18 protein-coding genes are annotated in these 21,908 nt (G+C 41.7%); 13 read left to right on the forward strand and 5 right to left on the reverse strand.

Features of this window, described 5'->3' with window-relative positions; genetic code table 11:
- Positions 1-3: 3 nt before the first annotated feature.
- The 7 genes from PVE40_RS02930 to PVE40_RS02960 all read left to right on the forward strand — a co-directional run bounded on the left by PVE40_RS02930 (position 4) and on the right by PVE40_RS02960 (position 12,474).
- Complete coding sequence (locus tag PVE40_RS02930) at positions 4-1,950, forward strand: glucosaminidase domain-containing protein (RefSeq protein ID WP_274730377.1); 1,947 nt, start codon at positions 4-6, stop codon at positions 1,948-1,950.
- 125 nt (positions 1,951-2,075) lie between these two features.
- Complete coding sequence (locus tag PVE40_RS02935; protein WP_274730378.1) at positions 2,076-3,881, forward strand: LTA synthase family protein; 1,806 nt, start codon at positions 2,076-2,078, stop codon at positions 3,879-3,881.
- A gap of 130 nt (positions 3,882-4,011) precedes the next feature.
- Complete coding sequence (locus PVE40_RS02940) at positions 4,012-6,588, forward strand: hypothetical protein (protein ID WP_274730379.1); 2,577 nt, start codon at positions 4,012-4,014, stop codon at positions 6,586-6,588.
- A gap of 212 nt (positions 6,589-6,800) precedes the next feature.
- On the forward strand, positions 6,801-9,317 hold the full coding sequence (locus tag PVE40_RS02945) for a G5 domain-containing protein (RefSeq protein ID WP_274730380.1): 2,517 nt from the start codon (positions 6,801-6,803) through the stop codon (positions 9,315-9,317).
- A 150-nt stretch (positions 9,318-9,467) separates the two neighbouring features.
- Positions 9,468-10,415 carry a glycosyltransferase family 2 protein gene (locus tag PVE40_RS02950; RefSeq protein WP_274730381.1) on the forward strand — a complete coding sequence of 316 codons (948 nt, stop codon included), beginning with the start codon at positions 9,468-9,470 and terminating at the stop codon, positions 10,413-10,415.
- 28 nt (positions 10,416-10,443) lie between these two features.
- Positions 10,444-11,310, forward strand: a complete 867-nt coding sequence (locus PVE40_RS02955) for a GtrA family protein (protein ID WP_274730382.1) — start codon at positions 10,444-10,446, stop codon at positions 11,308-11,310.
- A gap of 9 nt (positions 11,311-11,319) precedes the next feature.
- Positions 11,320-12,474 carry an acyltransferase family protein gene (locus PVE40_RS02960; RefSeq protein ID WP_274730383.1) on the forward strand — a complete coding sequence of 385 codons (1,155 nt, stop codon included), beginning with the start codon at positions 11,320-11,322 and terminating at the stop codon, positions 12,472-12,474.
- 137 nt (positions 12,475-12,611) lie between these two features.
- Here PVE40_RS02960 and PVE40_RS02965 read toward each other — a convergent pair whose 3' ends face one another.
- Positions 12,612-13,460 carry a nuclease-related domain-containing protein gene (locus PVE40_RS02965; protein ID WP_274730384.1) on the reverse strand — a complete coding sequence of 283 codons (849 nt, stop codon included), beginning with the start codon at positions 13,458-13,460 and terminating at the stop codon, positions 12,612-12,614.
- Positions 13,461-13,594: 134 nt separating this feature from the next.
- On the opposite strand from PVE40_RS02965, the gene PVE40_RS02970 reads away from it, so the two are divergent.
- From PVE40_RS02970 to PVE40_RS02985, 4 genes are all read left to right on the forward strand, one after another.
- Positions 13,595-15,394 (forward strand): glycoside hydrolase family 13 protein, encoded by a 1,800-nt coding sequence (locus PVE40_RS02970; protein ID WP_274730385.1) that lies wholly within the window; start codon positions 13,595-13,597, stop codon positions 15,392-15,394.
- 70 nt (positions 15,395-15,464) lie between these two features.
- Complete coding sequence (locus PVE40_RS02975; protein ID WP_274730386.1) at positions 15,465-16,580, forward strand: AAA family ATPase; 1,116 nt, start codon at positions 15,465-15,467, stop codon at positions 16,578-16,580.
- Complete coding sequence (locus PVE40_RS02980; RefSeq protein ID WP_274730387.1) at positions 16,567-17,166, forward strand: RloB family protein; 600 nt, start codon at positions 16,567-16,569, stop codon at positions 17,164-17,166. The genes PVE40_RS02975 and PVE40_RS02980 overlap by 14 nt, the downstream gene beginning before the upstream one ends.
- Positions 17,167-17,176: 10 nt before the next feature.
- Positions 17,177-17,431 carry a hypothetical protein gene (locus PVE40_RS02985; protein WP_274730388.1) on the forward strand — a complete coding sequence of 85 codons (255 nt, stop codon included), beginning with the start codon at positions 17,177-17,179 and terminating at the stop codon, positions 17,429-17,431.
- 32 nt (positions 17,432-17,463) lie between these two features.
- Here PVE40_RS02985 and PVE40_RS02990 read toward each other — a convergent pair whose 3' ends face one another.
- Genes PVE40_RS02990 through PVE40_RS03000 form a run of 3 tightly spaced genes read right to left on the reverse strand, consistent with a single transcriptional unit; the run spans position 17,464 to position 18,671 of the window.
- Positions 17,464-18,150, reverse strand: coding sequence for a LysM peptidoglycan-binding domain-containing protein (locus tag PVE40_RS02990; RefSeq protein ID WP_274730389.1), 687 nt, complete (start codon positions 18,148-18,150; stop codon positions 17,464-17,466).
- A 55-nt stretch (positions 18,151-18,205) separates the two neighbouring features.
- A complete protein-coding gene (locus tag PVE40_RS02995) occupies positions 18,206-18,439 on the reverse strand; it encodes a DUF2922 domain-containing protein (RefSeq protein ID WP_274730390.1) in 234 nt (77 codons plus the stop codon).
- Between the two features lie 25 nt (positions 18,440-18,464).
- Positions 18,465-18,671 (reverse strand): DUF1659 domain-containing protein, encoded by a 207-nt coding sequence (locus PVE40_RS03000; RefSeq protein ID WP_274730391.1) that lies wholly within the window; start codon positions 18,669-18,671, stop codon positions 18,465-18,467.
- Between the two features lie 189 nt (positions 18,672-18,860).
- Here PVE40_RS03000 and PVE40_RS03005 point away from each other — a divergent pair, with 189 nt between their 5' ends.
- Positions 18,861-19,712 (forward strand): competence protein ComK, encoded by an 852-nt coding sequence (locus PVE40_RS03005; protein WP_274730392.1) that lies wholly within the window; start codon positions 18,861-18,863, stop codon positions 19,710-19,712.
- Between the two features lie 78 nt (positions 19,713-19,790).
- Complete coding sequence (locus tag PVE40_RS03010) at positions 19,791-20,741, forward strand: general stress protein (protein WP_274730393.1); 951 nt, start codon at positions 19,791-19,793, stop codon at positions 20,739-20,741.
- A gap of 188 nt (positions 20,742-20,929) precedes the next feature.
- Here PVE40_RS03010 and PVE40_RS03015 read toward each other — a convergent pair whose 3' ends face one another.
- Positions 20,930-21,835, reverse strand: coding sequence for a nuclease-related domain-containing protein (locus PVE40_RS03015; RefSeq protein ID WP_274730394.1), 906 nt, complete (start codon positions 21,833-21,835; stop codon positions 20,930-20,932).
- Between the last annotated feature and the right edge of the window lie 73 nt (positions 21,836-21,908).

Below are 21,908 nucleotides of genomic sequence, written 5' to 3' on the forward strand. Positions count from 1 at the left end.
GGAATGAAACGAAAAAAACATCTAATTCCAATGAAAATATTGTTCGCCACTAGTACCCTTTTTGCAAGTTCTATTAGTCCTGTGTTTGCTACTGAAGAATTAATTGTTAATCCAACAGAAGTGGAAAAGACCGAGGAGATTCCCTCCTCAGAAGAGATTCCAGCAATTATTGAAGAAAATGTGGAGTCAGGAGATGAAATTCCTGTTGAAGAAGAAAGCTCCATAGAAGAACCGGTTGTAGAAGAATCCACAGAAGAAATAATAGAGTCAGATGAGTCGGTAGAGGAAGAACCGGTTGAGCAAGTTGTAGAAGAGGAAGTCAAAGAATCACAGCCAGAACCTGCTGCTGAAGAAGAAACAGAAGCAATTGAAGAAGAAGTTCAAGAAGAAACGCCGGCAGAGGTACAGGAAGAGCTTCCTGATTTACCAGAATATAATCGCAGCGAAATTCATGAACTTGCGATGCAGATGATGGAAGAGGATTTACAATCAAAAAATAGTTCTGCAAGAATGATGCGCGCATTTTCTACGGGAATTCCACATGTGGATGATTTTATCAGCAAAATTTCCCCATATGCCGTTGAAGATAGTGTAACATCTGGTATCTTACCATCTATTACAATTGCTCAGGGGGCACTAGAATCTGCATGGGGATTAAGTGGTTTAGCCTTGGATGCGAATAATCTCTTTGGCATTAAAGCCTCCACTGACTGGAAAGGCAAAGTCTATAATGTAATAACAAGAGAATATGCCGATCCAGTTAAGGATAAAAACGGAAAAGTTATCAAGGAAGGATACTGGTACAATGTAGTAGCGCCGTTTAGACATTATAATAACTGGTTGGAAAGTATTCGTGACCATGGGAACTTCTTCACGGGAACAGAGTGGCGGAGAAATAATTACCGTCACGTTATCGGAGAGAAAGATTACCGCAAAGCAGCACAAGCATTACAAGATGCGGGCTACGCAACAGATCCAAGCTATGCGAATAAATTAATTTCGATTATAGAAACTTATCAACTTAATAAATATGATCAAGTACCTGTGTTATCAGCAGAGTATCACGTACAAAAGCATGGTTGGTTGAAAACAAGTGGAACACGCCTTTCATTGGGGCATGTTGGAGACGATTTGCGAGTAGAAGACTTACGTTTCCGTTTTCCGGACAATAATAATATCAGCATTAACTTCTCTGCCCATATTCAGAAAAAAGGTTGGGTCAATAACATTAAAGAGGGTTCGAATGCTGGAAATGTTGGAAATGGATGGCGCATGGAAGCTGTTAAGCTGAACTTAACAGGAGAAGGCGCAAAGAGTTATGATATTTATTATCGTGTTTACTCCGATACGATTGGTTGGTCAGGTTGGGCGAAGAATGGTGCACCAGCTGGTACAGAAGGATACGGTAAAAAAATCCGTTCAATAGAAGTCATCATTTCTTGGAAAGATGAAGTACCAGTAAATACTTCTGGAAAATCATTCAGCACGTATTCAACTCCTATAGTCAACTATGCCACTCAATTACAATATGATGGCTGGACATCTCCAGTGAAGGACGGTCAACTATCCGGTACTGTTGGAAAAGGCCGCAGATTAGAATCTTTGCAAGTATCTTTATCAAATGCGCCTTATACAGGTGGGATTGAGTATCAATCTCATGCCCAGACATACGGTTGGCTACCAAAAGTATCGAACGGTATGACAAGTGGAACAGTTGGAGAAGGGAAAAGGCTAGAGGCTATTAAAGTTAATCTAACTGGAACCATGGCGCAAGAGTTTGATATTTATTACCGAACCCATATCCAAACGTACGGTTGGACAGGTTGGGCCAAAAATGGTGCTCCTTCCGGATCAGAAGGATTGGGACGTAGAATGGAAGCATTACAAATTAGAATCGTTAAAAAAGGCAGCAGAGCTCCTGGCTCGACAAGCAATTCTTTTTATCGATAATAAGTGTAGCAGCAGATAACTTTCAAAAAAGTTGGTCTGTTGCTCTTTTTTTTGTTATTATTGATTAAATATAAGTATTCATATTAGAAAGGTTTGGTAAGACTTTGATAAACAAAAAAAGAGTAATGTCGACTTTCCTGACGTTTGGAATCGGGTTACTTGTTTCTTTATTAGTAGTTTTTTTATTACAATGGTTTCATTTTCAATATGATTTTGAAGCAACGCTTCATTTTTTTGATTACAAAACTCGACTAAATATCTTGCAAGCGGGAGTTGTATTCATACTATTCCTCTGGTTTTTCTTTTTAACCGCATCAACTGGGTTATCTTCCTTTTTGTTGCTTTTTATTAGCCTATTGATTGGAATCGGTACCCAACAGAAGATGCTCTATCGGGGAGAACCGCTTTACCCGAGCGATGTGTATTTCTTAAAAGACTTCGGCTTTCTTTTGGAAATGGTAGAAATCGGAATTGTCATTGGAACTCTAGTAATTCTTGCCTTATTGGTTGGAAGCCTGATTCTCTTTTTCAAAAAAAGAAAAAAACGTTCGGTAGGAAGAACAGAGAAAGTAATTCGTTTGAGTGGATTTATAATAACTTCAGGATTATTGTTTTATGCTTACCAATTTAATCAACCAGGTAATTTAATACGTGCTGCTTTTAATGAACGTACGAACTGGATTTCCTATAGTCAAGAGAAGAATTATACCGAGAACGGTGTAGTTACTGGTTTAATGTACAACTTAAAATCTCCAGCAGTTAACCGTCCAAAAGAGTACAGCAAAGAAAAAATCGAAGAAATCTATAAAAAGTATGCTCAAGAAGCTGCTAGTGTCAACGAAATAAGAACGAATGCGTTAGAAGAATACAATATCATTTTTGTTATGAGCGAAACATTCTCGGATCCAACTCGGATTGAAGGAATGGAAATCTCGAAAGACCCCATGCCGCTTTACCGTGAATGGGCAGAAAGATATCGAAGTGGGTTGTCATTTTCACAAGGATACGGCGGAGGAACCGCTAATATTGAATTTGAAGCATTGACGGGAATTTCATTGGAACCGCTGGCTTCTAATATTACAACTCCCTTTATTCAATTAAGTAATCAAATGAAGAGCTTCCCTAAAGTGACGGATTTGATGGCCGAAGCGGGGCACCACTTGACTGCCATTCATCCATATAATACAACCATGTACAAACGATTAGAAAATTACCAATCGCTAGGATTTGACGAATTCCTTTTTCAAGATGACATGACCTATACAAAGCGAATTGATGAGAATACTTTTATTTCTGATGAATCAACGTATCAGGAAGTAATGGATGTGATGAAACAGTCAGATGGGAAAGATTTTGTGCATTTAGTGACGATGCAAAATCATAAACCGTTCGTACATAAGTATGAAAATGTGGATTTTGAAGTTCAAGGAGCTCCTTATAACTTAGAAGTCGCTCACTATGCGCAAGGAATTCAGTATAGCGATATCGCATTAGATAACTTCTTAAAAGAATTAGATACAACAGAGGAAAAAACAATGGTTGTATTCTGGGGTGACCACTTACCAAGCTTTTATGGTGAAGAATTATTCGACTTGAATGGTCATGTTCGGATGCATGAGACACCACTGTTGTTTTATACAAATTTCTCCGAAGATAGTCAAAGTATTGGAACGATTAGTCCCATCTATTTCATGAATCATGTGCTGGAATTGACGAACGCTCCTATCACGCCGTTCATTGCTATGCTGGAGCGGATGGAACAAATTCTACCAGCCTTTGAAAAGGGGATCTATCTGGAGAGAGAAACTGAATTACACTATAGTCGAGCTGATTTGAGACCAAGTACACAGTTGGTAATGAATGAATATGATTTGATTCTCTATGATATTACAACTGGTAAAAACTATAGTAAGGATTTAGGATTTTATTAACCTATAAAGCGTGAGTTCACAAGTTGAATTCACGCTTTTTTATATAATTTAACGATAAAACATAGACATTTTGACTGAAAATGATACCATTGAATTATATGTTAAACAGTAAGAAGTAGAGGAGAAGGACATGAAAAAAGTTGGCTCAAGTATTATTATCGCATCATTATTATTAAATGCTGTTTCACCACTCGTTGTCTCTGCTGCAGAACTAAGTGAAAGCAATGAACAAACAAGTCCCGTTATCTCTGAGGTAACTACACCGATTATTGATCCAACTACGATCACGGTTAGTCAACAACGAGCAGCAAAAGGGGACATCCTTACGTATAGCGTTCCAGTTCCAGTTACGGATGTGGATGTAGATTCACAAGTTGTATTGACCCTTTCTAATTCTGATTCTGAATATAGTGAAGAATTTATGATGACTTATCAAGCGGAAACCAATCGCTTTGAAGCTCAAGTGGAACTGAATGATGAGGTTCCTTATGGAGTATTATCCATTAATAAAATTGAATTAATTGAAAATGGAGAGTCTCGTTCTATTTGGGCTCATGATGAAGAAACCTTTAATCTACAAGCCTATGATGTCGCTATAGTAGAACAACTAACTGTTCAATCGCTCGTTTTTTCCAAAAAGGAAGCAAAACTTGGCGATAAAGTGGATATCTTCTTAAAAATGGACAACCAAACAGAACTTCAAGATGTTACTTTGAATTTATATAACCCAGCGGTTGAGCTGCCTTATACAGTAGTGATGGAATATAATCCTGGAACTGAACAATACGAAGGATCTGTTGAAATTATTGAAGATGTCATGCCCGGTAAATGGGAAGTATCTCAAATCGAGGCATTTGATTTAGATTTTAATTACATCTTGCTTCGTGATGAGTTGGCAGCGAATAATGTAAGCCAGTACTTCTTTACCGTGAATGAACTTCAAGCAGACGAAGAAAGTCCTTTGTTACACAAAGATACGATTCAAGTAAGCCAAAAAGAAGCGCAAGTAGGCTCCACAGTAACGTATCGAGTAAAGTTAACAGATAATGAAGCAATCAAAGCTGCACATGTCCGTTTAATTCATGAAGACGAAGAGTTAACAGAAGAGAGTGGTAGTGGAATTATAGATGTACCATTTGTTTATAACGAGTCTAACGGGCTTTATGAAGCTTCTTTTACCGTTGATCAGAATACCAAACTTGGAACTTGGAAGATTCTTTATTTCCACGCAATCGATGAAGCAGGAAACCCGCTTTATTTCCAAAATGGGAATATCTACCTTGAAGATTACTACGGTATGTCTATGCAGCAATTTGATGTGGTAGTAACCGAGAAGATTCCAAATGTCATTTATTCTTCCCATGTTCAAAGCATTGGCTGGCAAGATGCGGTTCAAAATGGTGAAATGAGTGGAACTTCTGGTGCGAGGAAAAGACTAGAAGCAATTAAAATTTCGTTGGATAACCTACCAATGGAAGGAAGTATTGAATACCAAACACATGTAGAAAGCTATGGCTGGATGGATTGGGCGAAAAACGGTGATCCAAGTGGAATGGTAGGTAAAGCAAAACGTCTAGAAGCAATCCGCATCAAGTTAACTGGTGAAATTGCAGAACAGTATGATGTCTACTACCGCGTTCACGCAGAGAGCTATGGTTGGTTAGGCTGGGCGAAAAATGGAGAAGATGCTGGTACAGAAGGGTTAGCCAAGCGTTTGGAAGCCATCGAAATTCAGCTGGTCAAGAAAGGCGAGCCGGCTCCTGGTCCTACGACAAGGCCTTTTGTTATGATTAAGCCTGTTGTTTCTTACACCACACATGTTGAGAAAAAAGGCTGGCAAGATTACGTGAGCAATGGTGCCATGAGTGGCACAGAAGGCGAAGCACTTCGCTTAGAAGCGATTAAAATTACTGCTTCTGATTTAGCTTATACAGGAGGGATTGAGTACAGAACTCATATTCAATCCATCGGTTGGCAAGCTTGGAAATCCAATAACGAACTCAGTGGAACAGAAGGAGAAGCGTTACGTCTAGAAGCAATCCAGATGAAATTAACGGGTGAGCTTGCTAAGAAGTATGATATTTACTACCGTGTTCATGCGCAAAGTTTTGGCTGGCTGGGTTGGGCTAAAAATGGTGAATCAGCAGGGACAGAAGGGTTAGCTTTACGCCTAGAGGGAATTGAAGTACAACTCGTCAAAAAAGGCGGTCAAGCACCTGGTACTACAACACGTCCTTTTGTCGTAAGCAAACCAACTGTAAACTATACAACGCATGTTCAAAAACAAGGCTGGCAATCGACTGTATCGAATGGAAAAATGAGCGGAACTTCTGGATTAGGATTGCGCCTAGAAGGAATCCTGATGAATGTTTTCACCCAATCATTGTCAGGCACGATTCAATACCGTACGCATGTTCAAAAAGAAGGCTGGCAAGATTGGACAGAAAATTGGCAACTGAGCGGTACACAAGGAAAAGGCCTTCGCTTAGAAGCAATCCAAATCAAGCTTACTGAAGAAATGGCGAAGTTCTATGACGTTTACTACCGCGTTCACGCACAAAGCTACGGCTGGTTAGGCTGGGCGAAGAACGGAGAGTCAGCAGGGACGGAAGGCTTAGCCAAACGCTTAGAGGGTATAGAAGTGCGATTGGTACGAAAAGGGGAGAAGGCTCCGGGAAGTACGAATCGGGCTTTTGTGAAGAAATAAGTAGAGGAAGATCCGCGATTAGCGGATCTTTTTTTGATAAATGTTATAAAATTTATAATCTTGGTTAGTTTCTCAAGTTGAAGGATCGGGTATGACCCATTCATTATAAATGTGTCATCGGACGATTAAAATATAACTAAAAACGTCTTTTTTAATGTATTTTTTGTTTGACAACATAGAGTATAATTGTCTCATACGAAAGGAGTGTTGAAATGAAAAAGTTTGTGAAAAGAAGCGCAATAAGCTTGGTAATTATTCAATTAATGTCTTCTGGCTTAGGGATGTTTGATAGAGTAGGAGAATATACTACGTCCATTCCCGACGTTGCTACTGTAGAAGCTGCAACTCGCCCTACATTATCCTATTCTACTCATGTCCAATCTTATGGTTGGCAAAAAGATGTAAGCGAAGAAAAAATGAGTGGAACAATCGGATTAGCAAAAAGATTAGAAGGAATTAAAATTAATATAGGCAATACGGATTTAAAGGGAACGATTGAGTATCGTACTCATGTTCAAAAAAATGGTTGGATGGATTGGCAAAAAAATGGAGCGTTAAGCGGAACTACAGGAGAAGCAAAGCGTCTCGAAGCAATTGAAATTCGACTAACAGACGAATTAGCTGCTCATTACGATATTTATTACCGTGTTCATGCTCAGAAATTTGGTTGGTTAGATTGGGCTAAAAATGGAGAATCAGCCGGTACTGCAGGTTACGCCTATCGTTTAGAAGCAATCGAGATAAAATTGGTTGAAAAGGGGAATAAAGGGCCTACCGGAAACGGTCTCGCTTTCCAAGAATATGTGCCAATTCCATCTGTTTCATATCGGACACAGATTCAATCTATTGGTTGGCAGAATTATAGAAAAGATGGTCAAATGAGTGGTACTTCAGGACAAGCTAAACGTCTGGAAAGTATTAAAGTTAAATTATCAAATTTACCATATTCTGGAGGAGTAAAATACCGCACTCATGTTGAGAAATATGGTTGGATGGGCTGGAAAACAAATGATGCTTTAAGTGGAACCGTTGGTGAAGCTAAACGCTTAGAAGCAATACAACTTGAACTAACTGGGGAAATTGCTAAACATTATGATATTTTTTACAGAGTACATGCTCAAAGTTTTGGTTGGCTAGACTGGGCTAAAAATGGTGAAGAGGCAGGAACTGCTGGTTATGCAAAAAGGTTAGAAGGAATTGAAATTAAGTTAGTAAAAAAAGGTGAACCTGCTCCAGGGAAAACCAATAATCCTTATTTAGAAAAAAATGTAAAAATTGAGAAAAAGACAGTAAAAGCTAAAGAAAAGGAAGTTGCTTTCAAAACGATTGAAGAGAAAGATAGTACAATGCTTGAAGGTGAAACTAAAGTTACTAAAAATGGAGCTAATGGCTACGATTCCGTAACCTATGAAATTACTTATAAAGCTGGGAAACAAACAAGTAAAAAAGAAATATCTCGTGAGACAATTAAGCCACAAGATAAAGTAATTAAAGTTGGAACGAAAAAAGTAATAACAGTAAAGAAAGAAACGGTAAAAGAAAAGATTTTACCTTTTGAAATAGTTGAAAATCTCGATGATACGCTTGAAAAAGGGAAAACAGAAGTTATACAAGAAGGTAAAGATGGCTTCGACACAGTAATCTATGAAGTAACTTATACTAATGAAAAGGAAACATCTAAAAAAGAAATTTCTAGAGAAACCACTTTACCTACTAATAAAATTGTAAGAATTGGAACAAAAGAAACAAGAGTAGACAATGTTGTAATATATGAAAATTATATTCCGTTCCCTAGCACTACTTTTTATTCTAATTTACTAAAAAGTGGAGAAATAAGAAATATTCAGAATGGGTCAGAAGGATATGATGAAGTTACAAAAGAAGTAACATATATAAATAACATAGAAGTTTCATCAAAAGAAATCAGTAGAGTGAACTACGAACCTATTTCTCAAATTACAGTTCAGCAAGCTACGGATAGTATTGCTGCTATTGGACCAATTAAAATTAATACTTTATCCATTGAAGAAGAATTACTTTATCTGGATGAATGGAATTCTAATAAGTTAACCATGCATGCAGAAGTTAATGAAGAAGAAGTTTATAAAATGTTAGTAACTTATTCTCTTCCTAATGGTTGGGATAAATCATCTGAATTTCTTAAAATAGATCAAGGAATTTATGAAGCAACTATTGATGCTTATCCATCCTACATGGGCGTGGGGGAAGGAAAATATACAGTAGAGAGTATTATTGTGACAGATATACACGGATCTGTATCAATTATTTTCCCTGAAGGTGAAGCATTTGGTATAAACAATATAAGTGCTGATTTAAGTAGGGCAGAGTTTGAAGTACAAAAACGACCACTTTTACTTACGGATCCTCGGGTTGCGGCAAACGGCATTACTGTTCAAATAACAGATATTTCTTATATAGAGGGTGCTGATTCAGATCAGTTTACGATTTATTACACCGAGACTAATACTACTAATCAACGTATTAACCAAGAAACTTTTAAACTGTATCTAACAGATGGAACGAATCAGCCGCAGTATGGTTTCTTTAATAATTTAATGCCAGGTCAAAGCTTATCAAGAAGTTATACATTCAACTTATTGAAATCTGAAAAACCAAGTATCTTAGAGTATGGAGATACGTTCTTTAATGGGAGCCCTTCAGAAATTAATCCGCAGTGGGATGTAGACGAAGTTGGTTATACTTATTAAATATTGCGTAAGAGAAGTAGGGAGTTTTCCTTATTTCTCTTTTTTTTTATAAAATTAACGAAAAAATATACTAGAGCAAAAATAATATTTTCGATGTTACAATATGTTAAGATAACTCCATATGAATGCCAATCACAGGAGCTGAACACCTTGCAAAAAGACCTAATATCCATCATTATCCCATGCTTCAACGAAGAAGAAATGGTGCCGCTTTTCTATGAAAAAATATTTGAAATCATGGAAGGCACCGCCATAGTAGATTTTGAGCTATTATTTATTAACGATGGATCATCTGATCAAACGTTATCTATTTTAAGAGAACTCGCCACAACTGATTCGCGCGTGCATTATTTTTCTTTTTCCCGCAACTTTGGTAAGGAAGCAGCCATCTATGCCGGCCTGCAGCACGCGGAGGGCGATTATGTGGCGGTGATGGACGTAGACTTACAAGATCCGCCTGAACTGCTGCCTTCGATGTACCGCACGCTTAAAACAGAAGATTATGACTGTGTCGGCACCAAACGGGTTAACCGGGAGGGCGAGCCGCGGATTCGATCTTTCTTCGCCAAATATTTTTATAAACTCATTAATCGCATCTCCGACACCGATATAGTCGATGGGGCACGTGATTATCGGTTAATGACGCGTAAAATGGTGGACGCTGTTTTAGAAATGACTGAGTACAACCGTTTTTCGAAAGGAATATTCAGTTGGGTCGGCTTCGAGACAAAGTACTTAGAGTACAGCAACGTAGAGCGCCATGCCGGGAAAACTTCGTGGTCCTTTTGGGGACTGTTCAAATATTCGCTTGATGGAATCGTTGCTTTTAGCGAGGTTCCGCTCGCGATTGCCTCTTTTATCGGTTTTATCACCTTTGTCATCGCAATTTTATTAGCTCTCTTTTTCGCAATTCGAACCTTAATTTTCGGGAACGAAACAAGTGGCTGGACGTCTTTGATGGTGATGATTCTAGGAATGGGCGGGCTGCAGCTGCTTTGCCTGGGGATTGTTGGGAAGTATATCGGCCAAACTTTTTTAGAGACGAAGAAACGTCCGGTTTATATTTTGAAGGAAACGGATGAGGATTGGAAACAATAAAACGAATGTATCGTAGAGGAGGGATTGGGTGCAAAACATCCTAGTAGTGGTGAACGCCCAAGGAGAAGAGCCGGGGTTGCCGATGTTCGTCAAACACTTGGCGGATAACGGATTAGTGGTGCAAGTGGAACCAGGGAACCTGGAAGGCTATGCGAGCGTCATTACCGTTGATTACCAAAAAGGGTACACGGTATCCGATGTTCTCCACATTGCTGAAAAAATAAAAAATGATTCCTCTAAGGTGTACATGGGTTCACAGCCAAAACAAACAAGAGGACAAAAAATATTGAGCAACTTATTTTGGTTTATTCAAAGCAAACGCATCTTGGATATCCAGAGCAGCCTGCGGGGCTACCCAGTAGCGGTTTATGAATCCATTCAACAGGAACAGAATCAACTGAATACCTTGATTGAGGTTGTACGCCAGAAAGTGCCGATTGAAGAAGTGGCGCTCCCATCTTCTAGTTTGAAACCTAATAAGTCATCCTTAGAAGATATCTGGATTTTATTCCGTACGTTTTTCAAGTATGTCCTGTCTTCGTTTGCTTCATTTTTGGTTGATATTTCTTTGTTCCAGCTGATGATTTTCACTTTGAACGCAGTGGACGATGACTTTCGCATCCTGGCCGCAACGGCTATCGCGCGGGTCGTATCTTCGGTTGTGAACTTTTTGATTAACAAGCACCTGGTCTTCCAGAATAAAGGGGATCACAAAGTTCCAGCGGTGAAGTACTTTACGCTGGTTGTAGTGGAAATGGTGGCCTCCGGGCTGCTTGTGACCGGAATTTACCGCTTGTTCCGATTGCCGGAGACGCTGATTAAGCTGGTCGTTGATTTGGCACTCTTTTTTACTGGGTATTTGATTGAAAAAGTATTTATTTTTGACCGAGATTAAGCGTATTGCTTGCGTTTCGCTGTCCTCCTTCGTAAACTAGTTTTTACGAAAGAAGGTTGGGTTATGAAACGGTTGAAAGTATTTGATGGACTGCGCGGCTTGGCTGCGGTTGTAGTCATGCTGTTCCACGTTTTGACGTGGACGGAAGTGGGGCACGCAGCAAATTATCAGCAATCATTTTTGAATATAAGTTGGAAAGCATGGACGGTGACCCCTCTGAAGTTGCTTTGGAGTGGGAATGAAGCCGTCATTTTATTTTACCTGATCGGCGGCTTTGTTTTGGTCAAACCGTACCTTGAAGGGCGCGAACTCCATTTTCCTTCCTTTTTCCAAAAACGTTTTACCCGCTTGGTGGTGCCGTACTGGGCTGTGTTGACGGCAACGCTATTGTGTATCGCGGTCTTTGGGGAAATGAAAGAGGGGATTGTGCTGAGTGGTTCGTTTGATGCGAAATGGGCGGAAGTACCGAGTGTGGCGGAAGTCGTGGGACAGTTCTTTGTGTGGGACGCGAATCTGGATGTCACGGCAGGTGCGTTCTGGAGCATTGTGCAGGAGTGGCGCATTTCCTTGGTGATGCCGGTGGTAGGGATCTTGTTGTACCGCTATTCAACGGGAAGGGTAGTCATTGGCGTACTGGCTTTGAACCGTATACTCGCACTTTTATTAGAAGAGGCGCCAAGTTTGCACCGAACGAATTATTACTTCCTTTATTTCTTGGCTGGCGCAGTATTGTGTAAACACTTTGACGAAATATGCTCGTGGTTCCGGAAGCATAGCTGGCTGGGCTGGCTCTCACTCGTTTTGATTCCGATTCAATGGGTGCTGATGGGAGTGGGCGTAGATATCGGCCGCCGCCAATCGCTGATACTTACGTCAATTGGCTTCATTTTGCTGATATTATGGGTCGTTGAATCGAAGACGCTGACCCGCTTCTTTGAATCAGCGTGGCTGCAATTTCTCGGCCGCATTTCCTTCAGCCTCTACTTGACGCACAGCACCTTTATCGTCCTCTTCACCACCATCTTCGGCCAATTATTCGATCCAACTACGATGTTGATGGTATCGCCTCTATTCGCGATCTGGTTCGCCTGGATTTGGTACGAGCGGGTAGAACAAGGACTTTTACAGCTGAAAATATTGCGAACACCTTTGTTTGCGAAATAAAGTCTGAAGATGGGAGAAAAATATTCTCTGGTCTTCAGACTTTTTGATTAAAGTCTGAAGATGAGTGCAAAAAAACTTCTGGTCTTCAGAGTTTTGCTCCAAAGTCTGAAGACCAGAAGGATAGGGTAGCTCCATCTTCACTTTTTACGTTCAAATAGAGTGTGTATGGTTCTTTTAGAAATCATTCCTCCACACCATTCATACATGTTTTGCACCGAAACTTTCTTATCAGGAAAAAGAATATGGTATTCATCCATCATCCGTAAAAAAGCTTGAGTTTTCGAGTTTTTATAAGCGCATTTTCTACATTGAACGGTTCTACCACTCACAGCATTCATCGACACACGACAGGACGGGCAGAAGATGCCTTTTTTCAAATTATCATATTCATATTTCATCATTTGAAGAGCAGTATAAGGATTATCCTCCGTGTGAAAATCTGCCACCATTTGCGCCAGCTTCTCTACTTTGACCAAACTTCCGCGCGAGATTTTTTCCAAATACGGTTTAATTTGTGGATGCAATAATATCGGTAAATCCGGATGGTGTCCATAAATTATCATATCTGGATTAATAAAAACTAAGTTGGCAACAACTGGAATACGGATATGATGCAACAATAATTTTTTCTCCAATAACACCTTAGCCCGCTCCAGCCGCTCCAACGGGTTATTAACCAACCGTTCTTGGTTATGATACAAAATACCATCACGCACCATAATCTGACCGTCAAAATTTTTAACATCAAACAAATAAAGCGTGTATTCCGTCACAAGCAGTGTATCGAGCTGCGCGGTCTGTCCTTCTTTTATCGTCAGGTCATTAATGGTAACAAAATCCTTCGTAAAGGAATCAAAACAACACTCACCTTCATATCCCCTGACTCCTTGCCAATAACTCCGCTCCTCTTCCTTACTAAACGCCATCCTGCCTCTCAAGCACTCCATCACGCACAAACTCTTCGGCTTCTCACGTACTTTTTTCAAAAAAATCCCTCCTCCCTAATAGATACGCAAAAAAATGAGATTTCCATTATGTTACCGCTATCATTATGCAAAACTCTTGTAGTATTTGATAGGTTTGATAAGATTGAAATCGAATAGACGAGAGGAGGGCGAAAATGGAAACAGCAGCATTTTACCACCGTCCAGAGAGTGAGTATTGCTACATCTATGCGCCAGGGCACGTACACGTCCGGCTACGCACGAAAAAAGGGGACGTAGCGAAAGTGGGCTTCATCCAAGGAGACCCGTTTAATTTACATTTGAAAGATTGGTATGAGGAAGAACTGGAAATGGAGCTGATGGCGTCCACAGACTTGCACGACTATTGGTTGATTGACACCGATGAGTACGTGAAGCGGATGGCCTATGCGTTCCATATTTACGGAACAGATGGTTCGGACGTTATTTACAATGACCGCGGGGTGTTCCCGTATTTGAAGGAGTCATTGACCAACTCGGGCTTATACTTCCGCCTGCCATACTTCCATGAAACGGACCGCTTCAAGGCGCCGGATTGGGTAAAGAAAACCGTCTGGTACCAAATTTTCCCGGAGCGTTTCAAAAATGGCAATCCGAAAAATGATCCAGAAGGGGTACTCCCTTGGGACAGCAAAGAAGAATTGACAACGGTTGACTTTTACGGCGGAGACTTGCAAGGGATTCTTGATGGGCTCGATTACTTGGAAGATTTGGGGATTAATGGAATCTACATGACGCCTATTTTTACTGCGCCGTCGAACCACAAGTACGATACAACCGACTATTACGAAATCGATCCTCATTTTGGGGACAAAGCTTTGTTCCGGAAATTGGTCGAGGAAGCGCACAGTCGCGGGATGCGGGTGATGCTGGATGCAGTGTTCAACCACATTGGTGCCGAATCGATCCAGTGGCGTGACGTGGCGGAGTACCAAGAGGAGTCTCGCTATAAGGATTGGTTCCATATCCGCGAGTTCCCTGTGCCAAGCGCAGAGGAAATCCAAGCGCACGGTCCGGTTTATATGGAGCATGCGGAAAACTTGCCGTACGAAACGTATTCGTACGTGCCGATGATGCCAAAAATTAATACGCATAACCCAGAAGTGCAAGAATACTTGTTAAACATCGCCACTTATTGGATTAAGGAATTCGATATCGACGGCTGGCGCCTTGATGTTGCGAATGAAGTGGATCACGCATTCTGGCGCAAGTTCAATACCGCTTGTACGAGTTTGAAACCAGATTTCTATTTGCTTGGTGAAATTTGGACCTCGTCCCGTTCTTGGTTGCGCGGGGATGAATTCCACGGGGTAATGAACTATTCGCTCGTCGGGAACATCAGCGATTTCTTTGTTGGCAAAACCATTCCAGCTCGAAAAATGGCGAACGTCCTGAACGAACAATTGATGCAATACCGTAAACAAACACACGAAACCATGTTTAATATGCTCGACTCCCATGACACGCCGCGGATTTTGACGATGGCGGAAGGGAACGTCGATTTGGTGAAATCAACCTTAGCCTTCATGTTTTTGATGCACGGTTCTCCTTGTATTTATTACGGAACTGAAGTCGGGATGGTCGGTGGAGCAGATCCGCAAAACCGCCGCTGCATGGTCTGGGAAGAAGAACGCCAAGACCGCGACATGTATGACTTTACCAAACAGCTGATTCAGTTGCGCAAAGAATACCAACCACTCCTGTCATACGGCAACTTGCGTTGGGAACTCGTATTGGATGAAGAAAAGGTAGTCGGCGTGAAGCGCATCTTGGGTGAAGACCAAATCATCGGCTACTTTAACCAAGGCTGGGAAGACTATACCATTCCGCACAAAGCGAACACGGAAGTCATTTTCCATCATTTGAGTAACGAGTTGGCGGGTGAATCATTGATTGCACCGAATGGCTTTAGTATTCACCGTGTGAAATCAGAATAAAATAATGAAGACGACCAAATCCAAATGGTCGTCTTTATGCTATAATTTTTAAGTAAAAGGGGGCGAGCGGATGTTAGTGGAAGTAGTGGTCAAAAACTTTTATTCCTTTCGTGATGAAACGGTTTTTTCCATGGTAGCGTCAACGATTCCCGAGCACCCGGCGACGGTGAGCGAGCGGGGCGACTTAACTTTGTCCAAAGTCAGCGCCATTTACGGGGCTAACGCTAGTGGGAAGAGTAATTTACTGCGGGCAGTGAACGTGATTCGGGCAGGTCTTTTTGGGGAAAAAGGGGACTGGCTGGAAGAAATGGAGCCATTCCATCTGGATGCACAAACGGAACTGCAGGATTCATGCTTGGAAATGAGCTTTCTCCTTGAAGGGGAATTGTACCGCTACGGCTTCCATGCGAATAAGCAGGCGGTGACTGAAGAATACTTATATTTGGAAACTACGGAAACAAAACAAATTTTTCATCATACAGATTCCAGAAGTCAGTTGGCGTTCAAAGACCAGATTCAAGACTATCCAGCCATCCAGCGTTGGTTTCAAGCTATGCAGGTCATTCTGCATACTCAAAATGTGGAGCGGACCGTTTCCAAAGCTCGTCTCCATTTGGAAAAGTACAAGCACAATTTATTGACCCTGATTCAAGTTGCTGACCCGTCGATTCATGACGTGGAAATGAAAGACAGCGAGTTTTATGTAATCAAGTTGAAGAAACAAGCAGATGGAACGTTTGAACCGATTCGCCAAGGATTTCTTTTCCAAGATGTGGAGTCGATGGGGACAGTAAAACTACTCGCTCTAGCAGGTCCGATTATTGAGGCACTGGAGCAGGGAAGTTTATTGTTAGTCGATGAAATGGATCAAAGCTTCCACACCTTGATGACTCGATATGTCTTGGAGCTATTTCGCGGCGAGTTCAACAAAAAGGGTGCCCAGCTTATTTTTTCTACGCATGATATTTCTAATCTGCGCAGCGAATTGTTCCGCCGTGACCAGATCTGGTTTGTGGAAAAGAAACGCGAAGGGAACAGCGAACTTGTTTCACTGGTGGAATATCAGTTTGATGATACAGAACGCAAGAATACCTTTGATTTTTACCGCAACTATTTGAACGGCAAATACGGCGCTGTGCCATTTGTACCGCCAGCAGATTGGTGGGTGGACAATGGCGAGGCGTAAATATCAACGAAAAGTAGCGACCCGTTTGCCGGAGAAGACCTTTTTGATTGTCTGTGAAGGCAGTAAAACGGAGCCCAATTACTTCCGCAGCTTCCCGGTTTTGTCGGCGAACGTAGAAATTCATGGTACCGGCCGGAACACCTTGTCCTTGGTGCATTACGCCGAAGAAATTTTAGAGACTCGAACGGATGAGTTCGATGAAATTTGGCTGGTGTTCGATAAGGATTCTTTTTCTGCCGTCAGTTTCAATAATGCAGTCGCCTTTTGTGAGGCACATCAGGAGAAAGGGTTTCGCGTCGCCTATAGCAATGAGGCGTTCGAGCTGTGGTACTTGCTGCATTATGAGCTGATCGAAAAACCGGTCAGTCGGTTTGATTATGCCAGTATGCTGGCGAAGCGCATGAAGCGTCCGTACAAAAAGAATATACCGAATATGTATAACCGCTTGTTAACACGGCAGCCGGCAGCCATTGCCCATGCGAAAACGCTCTACCAAAATCGGTCCCAGTCGCCGGCAAAAGACAATCCTTCCACCACCGTTTTTCAGTTGGTTGAAGAGTTGAATCAACATCTGAGAAACGAATAGGAGGAAGGATATGTATACCAATCAATTTTTAGGCATGGAATTTACAGAAGAGAAAAATGGAGTGGTCTTCCATTTTTTGAATGGGAACAGGCTTGCGGAGGAATACATTTTTAAGAAACCAGAAGAAGCGACTCGTTTTTACATGATATGCTTGCGCTTCTTTGATGAATTCGCTGAAGAAGATCCAGTCATGCAGCAAGATATGTTCCGCAGTTTTCTGAAAAATAATCTGATGAAGATGAAATATTTGAAGAGGGTATACTAAAAAGACCAGCGGATTTCCGCTGGTCTTTTGCCTTAAATTTGTCTCAACTTCAAAATCTGTCCGGTAATAATCAAATCACTCGTCAGTCCATTCAATTTCTTGAGGGCAGCGACTGTGGTTTTATTCTTTTGTGAAAGAGACCAAAGTGTGTCGCCGCGAACGACTAGGTGCAGAAGATAGCGAGGTTTGCTGCTGTCATTAATCGGCGCTTCGATATCGGTTTTGAATTCTTTCATGGAAATTCCCCAGCGAGCGAGATAAGCGTCAGGATCGACGTGGTCGGTACCGCCTATATTTCTGGAAATCCAGGAATGGGTTTTGATACCAGTTGGCTGGTCGCTGTTCAAAATGAAGGGAATTCCAGCTTCCGCCGCCAGCTGTCGGAGCAGCCAGACGTAAGCGGCATAGTCTTTCTGGAACGTACTGCCAACCCTAGTCCGGGCCAACTCCACTTGCGCGAACGCATACGGATTTGCTTTTGGTCCAGCGCCCCACTGAGTATAACCAGTCCGAGCAATCTGAACGATTCGTCCGCCACCACCCACCCAGTGAGAGACAAATGCATGTTGCCAGTTTCGTTTCATGTAAGAAATCTCATTGGCTAAACTGTCTTCGCCCGTATTATTGGGGTTTCCTGCTTCGTGGGCGATAATGAATTGAGACTTCACAAGCGGAGCCTGTGCGATGTTGAGCATGTCTTTTTCAATGATGAAGTTCATTTTATCGATTCCTTTCTACAAAAAAAGCCAGGGAAGGAACCCTGGCTTCTTATCCTTATTGTGCTACATCAAAAATGTCTGTAACTGTACGTTCTACATAACGTGCGCTGTCGATTGCTGCATAAGGGTTCACGCCTTTTACTTCAAAAGCGCCCAGTCCTACAATCGCATCCATCGCAGGTTGAATCTCTGCTGCTGTCAAATTTTCGCGGGGATTACGTAAGGATAGATTTTTTGCTTTTCCGTTTGCCGTTTTGAATTTTAATTCCAGTGTTTTGGTTGTTTCCATGTTTGTTTCCTCCTAGTTAGTGTGATTACGCTTGAACGTATCGGTGTTTTTCGACTACGATTGCATGTGCAGTTGGCAAGCTGATTAACGCACCAATTGCATTTTGGAAGCTGCCGATTTGATCGGGTGTGGCATTTTCTTTGAGGTCGGAAAAGCTTTGCTTAACCTCTTTTTCGTTCTCATAGTCATTGAAGTACAACTCTACATTTGCTTCTTCCCATTGCTTTAACATCTTGTTTCCTCCTAAAAGTTAGTTTGTAGGGTCATGACCGGCTACACTAGTAACAACGGTCTCGGTAAAAAAAGTGTTACCTTTTCAAATTAATTATGCTCTTTTGTTAAATAATGAACAAATCAGGGTGTACATTCGTTAAAAGAAGTATAAAATAGAGAGAGTTACATATTCTGAAGGAGGAACGCAATGAATTATGACTTTCTCAAAGAAAGTTTATTTTGTTTCGATGGTTTTGAATGCGCTTACTTAAATGAGAGTGAGGTGTTCTTTGAAGCCGTCTCGACTCCCAGTTTGCCAAAATCATTCATCGTGCCGTTTCAAATCAATGAAGAGTCGGATATCAAAACCTATCTCGAAAAGGGGATAGCAGTAAAAGAAGTGTCGCTTGATTCAACTATTTTCTGCGTGATTAATGTGGCTGATTTCTGTGTGCCGGATGAATGGAAGACGCTCGTCTTTTACCTAGACGGACTTCTGGTAAAATCAGCGGAATCAAGCACAGCTATTATGAACCGGATGTTTAAGTCCCTCGGTATGCCTTATGAATACATGCGCCTCTTGCATCAAGCAGCGACTGGGGAAACTAAGCATTGTGTTCCTTATGTGCTGGGGTCGTCAGGCTTCTTGCCCATTCACGGTCCTTGTAAGAAAAGTGTCAGCTGGATCAACCTAGCCCATTTGAATGATTACCAAAAAATCTCTGGGCAGCGCGGCTATACGCGCTTCAACTTTTTGAACCGACATAGCTTTGATTTGCCGGTCCGCTTTCAAACCTTTCAAAAAAGTGTGGAGGGTGCTTCCTTGATGTATTCCTTTCAATATCAAGTGCTTCTTCGAATCAACAATCGGTTCGAAGAAGAGCAGTTAAACAAACATTATAGTCAGGCGTATGAAGGAGAATTTGAGCTGGAGAACCTTTTCAAAATGGCGCTCGTTTCTACTTGGAAAAAGTACACGAACCGTTCTCCTTGCAAGGCGGAACCCACTTTTCAAAAAATGAACCAATATGTTTTGCGCCGCTTTTCCATTAAAGGATAAAGTGTTTATTATTTGTCATTTGGCTTTGCCTGTCATAGAATAAAGGTAATTAGTTTGCTAGGAAGGAGTGTTAGCTGTTTGAATAAGAGAATAGAAGGTACGTTTAGTGATTACTCAGAATTGAAGGAGACCATCAACTTTATGATGTCCGAGGGGTACGCTGCGAGTCAACTGATGGTGATTACGCGGAATCCGGAAGGGCACCGTTTGAAAGAAGAAACGGCGGTTGATGTGGTAGTAACGAGTGATCAGGAAGAATCGCTCTGGGACAAAATTGTTTCTTTTTTCACCGTCGACATGGATGACGACGATGAAGACGAGGTAGAGGAAGAAGAGATTTTTGAAGACTACGGCATTGATGAGGACACGTATGAACGCTTCGAAGATGCTTTGGAAGAAGGCGAATATCTGCTCTTAATCGATGATGCTCCACCAGCAACACCGGAACACTCAGAATTTTTAGTTCGTGATGGAATTATAAAAGAGGAGGAAGATACAATGCAGGACGACAAAACACCAAAAGGCGCTACACCAGAGTGGGCTGAAGGAAACGACCGTTCAACAGAGAATATGGATCAAGCTGCAAAAGTAGGCGGACATCAAGCGCCGCATCCAGATCCAACGCCAGGTGAAACAGAAACCGATCATGTTGAACACGAAATTCCTCAATCCCAGCACCCAGACCCATTAGTCGATGATGACGGGAATGAGATTGTCGAAGGCCAAGAAGGCGCAGAACATGATGCGCCAACAAACGCTGACGAAAATCCAGATCTAGAAGAAGATACAACCGGTGCCCCAATCGATGCGCCAGACCCAGACGGCGATCCAACAATGGCGGATGAGAATCAAAAAATGGACGAGATGCAATTTGACGCACCAACAGCTGCGCCTGAAGAAGATGGAGTAGACGGACAAGTGTCCCGCGATCCATTTGGCTTCGAAACCGAAGAAGTAGCAGCAGATGAAGGCGGCGAAGAAGTCACTCCAGAGTATGACGACTCAGACCGCACACCTCCAGCACTATAAAGAGAGCAAAACTCCCCTTTTTTAGGGGAGTTTTTGGTTTAAAACGATGAGTTCGATGAAGTGAGCCCAGTTTATGGTCTTCACTTTAACGAACTAAGCTCAGTTCGTTAAAGTGAGTGAGATTTTATCTTCTACTTTAACGAACTAAGTCAAGTTCGATGAAGTGAGCTTCATTTTAGACTATCACTTTAACGAACTGTAAAATAAGTATTATTTGTTGAATGATGTCGTCGGAAATTTTTCTTTAAGCAATATCGAATTCGCTGCATGGAAAAGGATTCTTCGCACCATTCATAGAGAGCCTGAGTTGTTAACTTCTTTTGCGGAAAGAGCAGCACATATTCCTCGGCCGTTCGAACGATTGCGGCTGCAATAGCTTCTTTTTTGCCACAAGAATTGCAGATAAGATTCTGTCTAGTTGTTGTATGCTCAAACGAATGACAACCCCCACAAACCACACCACGCCGCACATGTTCATAGTGCGGCATTTTGTTTGGCCGGTAATGCGGGTCGTGCAGTTTCATCAGCTCATGCAAAAGCTGCTTCATTTTATTACTCTCTACATCTGACTTTTTATTCAGCTCCCGAAAATGTTGCGGCAGTTGCCCAGCAAATAAGACCGCATCCATCTTTCGCTCGCTATACAAATGAAACGCTGGATTGATGTACACATAATAAGACTTGATTTCAAAATAATATCCCAGCCGGCGAATTGTATTGTGGAGCATGGTATTGGCACGGCTAATCTGACTCTCTGGATCCATAATCTGGGTTTGATACTGGGAGCGTAGCACGCCTCCTTTTTGCGTATACTCGCCTGTATAATTTTTTACTTCATAGTGATACAATGTTTCGCCGCGCGCCACCAGCGTATCAAGCTGGAAGGTAGTATCTTCATAAGGCAGCAACAAATCCTGCAATACCCACACATTCCCCGCTAACTGCCGAGCACATTCGTCGAACTGCACCTCTCCTTCGTATCCCTTTACTTGGTTCTGCAACTTTTTCCAATCTTCTTCTGTCAGCTCGGTCCGGTAAGACAATGCCTCCAGCACCTGATGCCTCACGGACTTACTTCTTCCTTTTAGAATCATCGGCAACCCTCCTACTATAAGATACAAAATAAACGAGCCATTCCTTTTTATAAAATTTTGTTATAATAGAAAG

This window comes from Jeotgalibaca caeni (genome assembly GCF_028863945.1).
In the GTDB taxonomy this organism is placed as follows: Bacteria; Bacillota; Bacilli; order Lactobacillales; family Aerococcaceae; genus Jeotgalibaca; species Jeotgalibaca caeni.